The sequence below is a fragment of the Klebsiella sp. MS 92-3 genome (assembly GCF_000195655.1).
GTDB classification, from domain to species: Bacteria; Pseudomonadota; Gammaproteobacteria; order Enterobacterales; family Enterobacteriaceae; genus Klebsiella; species Klebsiella pneumoniae.
This window is the reverse complement of sequence record NZ_GL882823.1, coordinates 79,876-87,326: the sequence shown is the minus strand read 5'-3', so window position 1 is coordinate 87,326 and position 7,451 is coordinate 79,876. Positions and strand designations below refer to the sequence as shown.

The window sequence follows — 7,451 nt, the reverse complement described above, 5'->3', positions numbered from 1 at the left end:
CCCCCCCCCCCCCCCCCCCCCCGGGGGGCGATCGCTTTGGCGATATCGCCGGAGAAACGGATACCGCCGTCAGCGATAACCGGAATACCGGTCCCTTCCAGCGCTTCCACCGCGTCGGAAACAGCAGTGATCTGCGGCACACCCACGCCGGTGACGATACGGGTAGTACAGATGGAGCCCGGGCCGATGCCCACTTTCACCGCGCTGCAGCCGGCTTCCGCCAGCGCGCGTGCGCCTGCGCCAGTGGCAACGTTGCCGCCGATGATCTGCAGGTCAGGATATTTCGCGCGCGTTTCACGGATACGCTGCAGAACGCCTTCTGAGTGACCGTGCGAGGAGTCGATCAGCAGAACGTCAACGCCTGCCGCTACCAACGCGTCTACGCGCTCTTCGTTTCCGGCACCAGCGCCGACCGCCGCGCCTACGCGCAGACGGCCCTGCTCATCTTTACAGGCGTTCGGTTTACGTTCTGCTTTCTGGAAGTCTTTGACGGTGATCATGCCGCGCAGGTGGAAGCTCTCATCCACGACCAGCGCTTTCTCAACGCGTTTTTCGTGCATCTTAGCGAATACCACTTCACGGCTTTCGCCTTCACGAACGGTGACCAGACGCTCTTTCGGCGTCATGTAGACGCTGACCGGCTGGTTCAGATCGGTGACGAAACGCACGTCGCGGCCGGTGATGATGCCAACCAGCTCGTTTTCTTCGGTAACCACCGGGTAGCCGGCGAAACCGTTGCGCTCGGTCAGCTCTTTCACTTCACGCAGAGTGGTCGTCGGCAGAACAGTCTGCGGGTCGGTGACCACGCCGGACTCATGTTTCTTCACGCGACGAACTTCTTCCGCCTGGCGCTCGATGGACATGTTTTTGTGAATAAAGCCGATGCCGCCTTCCTGTGCCAGGGCAATAGCCAGACGCGCTTCCGTTACGGTATCCATGGCTGCGGAGAGCATAGGAATATTCAGACGAATGGTTTTCGTCAGCTGAGTGCTGAGATCGGCAGTATTCGGCAGAACGGTAGAATGAGCGGGAACGAGGAGGACGTCGTCAAACGTCAGGGCTTCTTTAGCGATACGTAGCATGGGCAATATCTCGACCAGGGTGGATAAATATTGCCGTGGCATTATACAGAGCGTAACCGATTGCATCTACCCTTTTTTGCAAATAATACTTGCCATCCCCTCTGAGCGCGTTACTATCGACTGAATAACCTGCTGATTTAAAGTTTGATCTTGCTCACATGTTACCCTCTCAATCCCCCGCAATTTTTACCGTAAGCCGCCTCAATCAGACGGTGCGTCTGCTGCTTGAGCGCGAAATGGGCCAGGTTTGGATCAGCGGCGAGATCTCTAACTTCAGCCAGCCCTCCTCCGGCCACTGGTACTTCACCTTAAAAGACGATAACGCCCAGGTGCGCTGCGCGATGTTCCGCAACAGCAACCGCCGGGTCACGTTCCGCCCGCAGCACGGGCAGCAGGTGCTGGTTCGCGCCAACATCACGCTGTATGAGCCGCGCGGCGACTACCAGATTATCGTCGAAAGCATGCAGCCCGCCGGCGAAGGGTTGCTGCAGCAGAAGTATGAGCAGCTGAAAGCGCAGTTAACGGCGGAAGGACTGTTCGAGCAAAAACATAAGCAGGCGCTCCCCTCTCCCGCCCACTGCGTCGGCGTCATCACCTCGAAAACCGGTGCCGCGCTGCACGATATTCTCCATGTCCTCAGGCGCCGCGATCCCGGGCTGCCGGTGATCATCTACCCAACCGCGGTCCAGGGTGACGACGCCCCCGGGCAGATTGTGCGCGCCATCGCGCTGGCCAACGCGCGCCAGGAGTGTGACGTACTGATTGTCGGACGCGGCGGCGGTTCGCTGGAGGATCTGTGGAGTTTTAACGATGAGCGGGTGGCGCGGGCTATTTTCGCCAGCCAAATCCCTATCGTCAGCGCCGTCGGCCATGAAACCGACGTCACGATCGCTGATTTTGTTGCCGACCTGCGGGCACCGACTCCCTCAGCCGCCGCGGAAATCGTCAGCCGCAACCAGCAGGAGCTGCTGCGCCAGCTGCAGTCCGGACAGCAGCGGCTGGAAATGGCGATGGACTATTTCCTCGCCAGTCGCCAGCGCCGATTTACCCAGCTGTTCCATCGCCTGCAGCAACAGCATCCACAGCTGCGCTTGGCCCGCCAGCAGACCGCCCTGGAACGCCTGCGCCAGCGGATGCGTATCGCCGTGGAGTCACAGCTTAAGCGCGCAGAACAGCGGCAAAAGCGCACCGTTCAGCGTCTGAATCACTACAACCCGCAGCCGCGGATCCACCGCGCGCAGTCGCGGATCCAGCAGCTGGAATACCGGCTGGCGGAAATTATGCGTGGCCGCCTCAGCGAGCGACGTGAACGGTTTGGCAACGCGGTGACCCATCTGGAGGCGGTGAGCCCCTTAGCCACCCTGGCGCGGGGCTACAGCGTCACCTCGGTGAGCGACGGTACGGTGCTGAAGCAGACAAAACAGGTCAAAACCGGCGATCTGCTCACCACCCGCCTGAAAGACGGCTGGGTCGAAAGCGAAGTGAAGCAGATCGCGCCGGTGAAAAAAACGCGGGCCAGAAAGCCTTCGCCCACTAAACCAGCGGAATAAATTCCACCCGTTTTTTCGAGATAAGGCCATGCCCATGCTGGCAAAAGTAATCCACTGCGCCGCACGCCTTCAGCACCTCCAGCGGCTGGTGGCATTCCGGGCAGCGGGCCTCAAGGGTAAATACCCTTTCGCACTGGGCGCAATGCGCGCTACTGCCTTTGACATCTAACGGCGCGTGGCACAGAGGGCAATCAAGTTCCATAACCATTCCTTTCAACGTTTATCTGCACCTATTTTATCATGTTCCGGGTTTAATGCGGGCCGCGTAATTGCTGCTGCAACCTGAGCAGCCATTCCACTTCCTCAAGCCTACGCTGCGTTAGCCCGGCCACGCTGTCCGGCGCCCGGATAAACAGATTATCCGCGCCGAGGATCTGCTCATCAAGACAGTGCGTATAGATCGCCCCGGGCCGGGTCCAGCGCTGCACCCGCTCGCCGTCCTGTAGCGTCACCACTTCGCCCTCAGGGGCGCGATCGAGGGTAATTATTCGCCCGTCCCGCAGTCCTATCCGCATTCCCTTTTGCCCGCCCGCGGGACCCGCGTATTTGTTGAGCCAGATATTGAGCGGGATAGTGCCCAGGGTTCCCTGCAGATGCGCCTCCCCCTCGGCAGTGCTCGTATCCCCAGGAGCAATGTCATGGCCGAGGCGGTCTTTCGCCACCCGAAGGGAAAGGCTCAGCGCCGTATCGCTTCCGCTGGCGTGCAGGGTTTCGCGGAGCATCGCCAGGACATGGGTACCGATATCGAGGATCACCCCATCAGGGTGACGCAGCTGCCGGGTATCCAGCTCCCCGGTGGCAAAATTGAGTGCGACCGGCTCACCAGCGCTGTTAAAGCCGCTTGGCTCCTGTAAATAGCCTTCGAGCCAGACGATATCCTGCGCTGACAGATGCGGCGGAGGCAGGCGGCTGGCCTCCCCTTCCGCTCGCCACCGCGGGCCAGGAGCGTTCAGCGCAACGCCTCGCGCCATCCAGTGGTCAAGAGCCAGCACCCGCGCGGCCTGCTCAGGCGGCGCCAGCAGCGCCCGCAGCCGGGCGGCCTGCTCAAGGTTGGCCACGATCGGCTTTTCCACCACGATGCGGGAAATGCCGCTGGCTAACGCCCTCTCCAGTACGGGCAGATGCTGAAGTGATGAGGTGGTAATGAAGAGCGTATCCAGGGGTTCGGCCAGCAGCGCCGACAGCGAACTACAGCGCTGGATCCCCGGCAGCGCTCTGCTGCAGTCCAGGTCATAGCCCTGGCAGCGGTCGATGACGTCCCCCAGGCGACGCAGCGCCGGTAAATAGGCGGTTTCCACCACCGCGCCGAGGCCGATAAAACCAATCTGCATAGTAAGTCCACCTTTGAGCCGCTCTGTTCCCGGCGAAGTATCGCGGGATTATGGCGGAAGGTTTTGACATTTACCGGCATGGCGGCCACAAAAACCCACCAATATGAATTTCAACTTTGAATTGATGTATAAAATTGTACCTACTACGAGATACCTGGCATTTTTTGCGTGAGAATAATGGAGTCATGCACAACAACGGTCATTCCATGAGTCGCGGTAGTAAATATTTCCGTCCATGTATTTCCAGGTGATCGCCTCGTAACGCATCTCGAGCGTTTCCAGGTGGGTACTGCTCATACCAGTAGGTGATAAATACGGCGCAACCGTAGTGACTTTGACGTTCTCCAGGATGATATTGAAATACTCGGCCTCAATGCCCGCCTCCAGAATGCGATACATCTTTATAATCGCCTTCTTCATCGGGCGCCCCTCACACACGGCACGATACAAAAGCGGTGTTGTCTGATCGAATTCCTTCACTATCGACACAGGACGATGTATTCGCGTACCTGTCAGTTTTCCCCAGCTTGGATCAACTGGAATAGTAATACCATGAGAGAATGATTTTAACTCAATAGATCCAAGACGCGTTGGCATCATGCAGCTTCCAATGATCGGCGAACCGTTTTCATCTTCAAGCCATAAATGTGCGGGAGTAGACATACAATTTCCTTATCATAAATAACGTTAGAATTACCATTTCACATAGCGCCCAAAGATAATAATCATAAGTACAGCGAATATACCAACAGGCCAAACCGGCCCCTCAGGAAAAATTTGAAAAAAAACCACTGCAAATATGACAATGCAAAGTGGCGGGGCATACAGCGAAATTAATTGCTGGAACAACCACAAAAGCGCTCTTTTAATAAATGACATCATCACTACCTAATCATTCTTTCGATGATATTAGCGAGCTCTGCCTCTGAAGCCCATTGGGCTTTAAAAGCGTCGGCATGTTCAAATAATGGCGCCACCAGGAAATACATCATTTCAAGTTCTTGTTCGTATAGTATAGAAAAGAATGCAGGATAACAGATTCGGAGACGCTCAGCGCTATCTGCAGCCCTCTGCACAACGCCATACATGCCAGCCACTGTAACGGCGACCCCCGCAGAACGCCCAGCAATCGCTCCCATATCAAGGCTTAGTTTCATGCCTACCGAAACACAGGTAGCCGTAGCTAAAACAAATCCAGATTTGGTTAGAGAGTCTGCAGCGATATGAATGTTAACAGCCATCAGAATTCTTTTAATATGCTCTAACTGCTCTGTTGTTTTGTGCTTAAATATCTCTTCAAAATATATTTTCAGCATTTCATATACAATATTCTTACGCTGTAAAAGATGGTAGATACCTTTAGCAAATCTAACATCCTCATTCTTCTGCTTTTTACATACATCCTGATACTCATCAGTAAAACAGGATGTATAATATAGGATTCGAGTAACGCCAGCACCTATTGTTTTAACCTGACCGGAAACCCGTTGTTCTATGCCTGAAACAGCGCGATCAAGTTTCATTGCGAGAATTTTATTGGCCTGTAAATAGCTGATGACAACATTGCTGTAATACATAATCGCTCCTTGCCGATTAATTTCCCCATCCTGGGAAGAACCGCAATTTACCACAATACTCAGCCATAAAGTAGACTCTCCAGTTTCTCCCATATTACAGAAGAGCGACACCGTGGATTTTCTCCGATATATCCAGATGCGTTTTCTCTCGTATCATTGCGATAACTTTCTGCGTATATATTATCATAGCGTACTCAAACAATTGCTTGAGCAAGCGAAGCTGGCAAATGAGAAATCTCATAGGATACGTGCAGATATACATGCCAATCATGCGCGTTGTTGCGTCGCTACAATCGGCCTTAATAAAAAAGCCCGGCAGAGCGGGCTTTGAAGGATTCATGTTGGTGGGTAAATCTTGCTGATAGCTTATTTGCTTTTCTTGATGTGCTTGATCAAGCGCTTACGTTTACGCATCTGGTTCGGCGTCAGGGTGTTACGCTTGTTAGCGAACGGGTTTTCCCCTTCCTTGAACTGGATACGGATCGGCGTGCCCATCACGTCCAGGGATTTACGGAAGTAGTTCATCAGATAGCGCTTGTAGGAATCCGGCAGATCCTTGACCTGGTTACCGTGGATCACCACGATAGGCGGGTTGTAGCCCCCGGCGTGGGCGTATTTCAGCTTCACGCGACGGCCACGCACCAGCGGTGGCTGATGATCTTCCGCCGCCATGTTCATGATCCGGGTCAGCATCGCGGTGCTTACGCGGCGCGTAGCGCTGTCGTAGGCTTCGCGTACCGATTCAAACAGGTTGCCGACGCCGCTGCCGTGCAGGGCGGAGATGAAGTGCACCCGGGCAAAGTCGATAAAGCCCAGACGATAGTCGAGGGTCTCCTTCACCTGCTCCTTCACTTCCTGACTCAGGCCATCCCACTTGTTAACGACGATCACCAGCGAACGGCCGCTGTTAAGAATAAAGCCCAGCAGCGAGAGGTCCTGGTCGGAGATCCCTTCGCGAGCATCGATCACCAGCAGCACGACGTTGGCGTCTTCAATCGCCTGCAGCGTTTTGATCACCGAGAACTTTTCCACTACGTCGGTAATTTTCCCGCGCTTGCGCACCCCGGCGGTATCGATGAGCACGTATTCGCGCTCGTCACGCTGCATCGGGATATAAATGCTGTCACGGGTGGTGCCCGGCATATCGTAAACCACCACGCGATCTTCACCGAGGATGCGATTGGTGAGGGTTGATTTACCGACATTAGGACGTCCGACAATCGCCAGCTTGATCGGCAGATCCTGCGGATTGAAGTCGTCTTCCGGCTCTTCTTCCGCTTCGCCATTCTGCTCGGCTTCGAATTTCGCCCAGTATTCGGCGTCTTCATCCACTTCTTCCTGCGGATTAACCTCATCGACCCATGGCAGCAGGGCCTGCTCCAGCAGGCTGGTCACGCCGCGGCCGTGCGAAGCGGCAATCGGATAGATATCGCCCAGACCGAGCGACCAGAAGTCCGCCATTGCCTGGTCGACGTCGATGCCGTCGGTTTTGTTAGCCACCAGGAAGGTGGGCTTTTCACGAGAGCGCAGGTGTTTAGCGATCGCGATGTCCGCCGGCATCAGGCCCGCGCGCGCATCGACCATAAACAGCACCACATCGGCCTCTTCGATTGCCAGCAGCGACTGCTCCGCCATCCGGGTTTCCACGCCCTCTTCCGTACCATCAATACCACCGGTATCGATACAGATGAATTCGCGGCCTTCGACTTCGGCCCGACCGTACTTACGGTCACGAGTCAGCCCCGGGAAATCCGCAACCAGCGCATCACGAGTGCGCGTCAGGCGGTTAAAGAGCGTGGATTTTCCAACGTTAGGGCGCCCGACAAGCGCGACCACAGGTATCATGTTAAATGCCTCATACAATCACTAAGCAACATCGTCTTAACGACGTTTTTAAAAAAGTCAAAACAC

6 protein-coding genes and 1 pseudogene are annotated in these 7,451 nt (G+C 55.4%); 1 reads left to right on the top strand and 6 read right to left on the bottom strand.

All coding sequences use genetic code 11. The features are described from left to right. Positions 1-1,082, bottom strand: a pseudogene (guaB, locus tag HMPREF9538_RS10415) (IMP dehydrogenase); the annotation flags it as partial. Between the two features lie 158 nt (positions 1,083-1,240). Here guaB and xseA point away from each other — a divergent pair. Next, on the top strand, positions 1,241-2,632 hold the full coding sequence (gene xseA / locus HMPREF9538_RS10420; RefSeq protein WP_004149333.1) for an exodeoxyribonuclease VII large subunit: 1,392 nt from the start codon (positions 1,241-1,243) through the stop codon (positions 2,630-2,632). Here xseA and HMPREF9538_RS10425 read toward each other — a convergent pair. The 5 genes from HMPREF9538_RS10425 to der form a co-directional block, all read right to left on the bottom strand. Beyond that, complete coding sequence (locus HMPREF9538_RS10425; RefSeq protein WP_004144303.1) at positions 2,616-2,834, bottom strand: zinc ribbon domain-containing protein; 219 nt, start codon at positions 2,832-2,834, stop codon at positions 2,616-2,618. The two genes, xseA and HMPREF9538_RS10425, sit on opposite strands and share 17 nt — an antisense overlap. A gap of 49 nt (positions 2,835-2,883) precedes the next feature. Beyond that, the gene (locus HMPREF9538_RS10430; protein WP_009485466.1) at positions 2,884-3,963 is read right to left on the bottom strand and encodes a Gfo/Idh/MocA family oxidoreductase; all 1,080 of its coding nucleotides are present in this window, start codon (positions 3,961-3,963) and stop codon (positions 2,884-2,886) included. 183 nt (positions 3,964-4,146) lie between these two features. Then, positions 4,147-4,626 carry an Hcp family type VI secretion system effector gene (locus HMPREF9538_RS0127945; RefSeq protein ID WP_020317242.1) on the bottom strand — a complete coding sequence of 160 codons (480 nt, stop codon included), beginning with the start codon at positions 4,624-4,626 and terminating at the stop codon, positions 4,147-4,149. A gap of 221 nt (positions 4,627-4,847) precedes the next feature. Then, the gene (locus tag HMPREF9538_RS10440) at positions 4,848-5,540 is read right to left on the bottom strand and encodes a hypothetical protein (protein WP_009485464.1); all 693 of its coding nucleotides are present in this window, start codon (positions 5,538-5,540) and stop codon (positions 4,848-4,850) included. Positions 5,541-5,906: 366 nt separating this feature from the next. Continuing rightward, positions 5,907-7,385 carry a ribosome biogenesis GTPase Der gene (gene der, locus HMPREF9538_RS10450; RefSeq protein WP_004144309.1) on the bottom strand — a complete coding sequence of 493 codons (1,479 nt, stop codon included), beginning with the start codon at positions 7,383-7,385 and terminating at the stop codon, positions 5,907-5,909. Positions 7,386-7,451 lie beyond the last annotated feature (66 nt).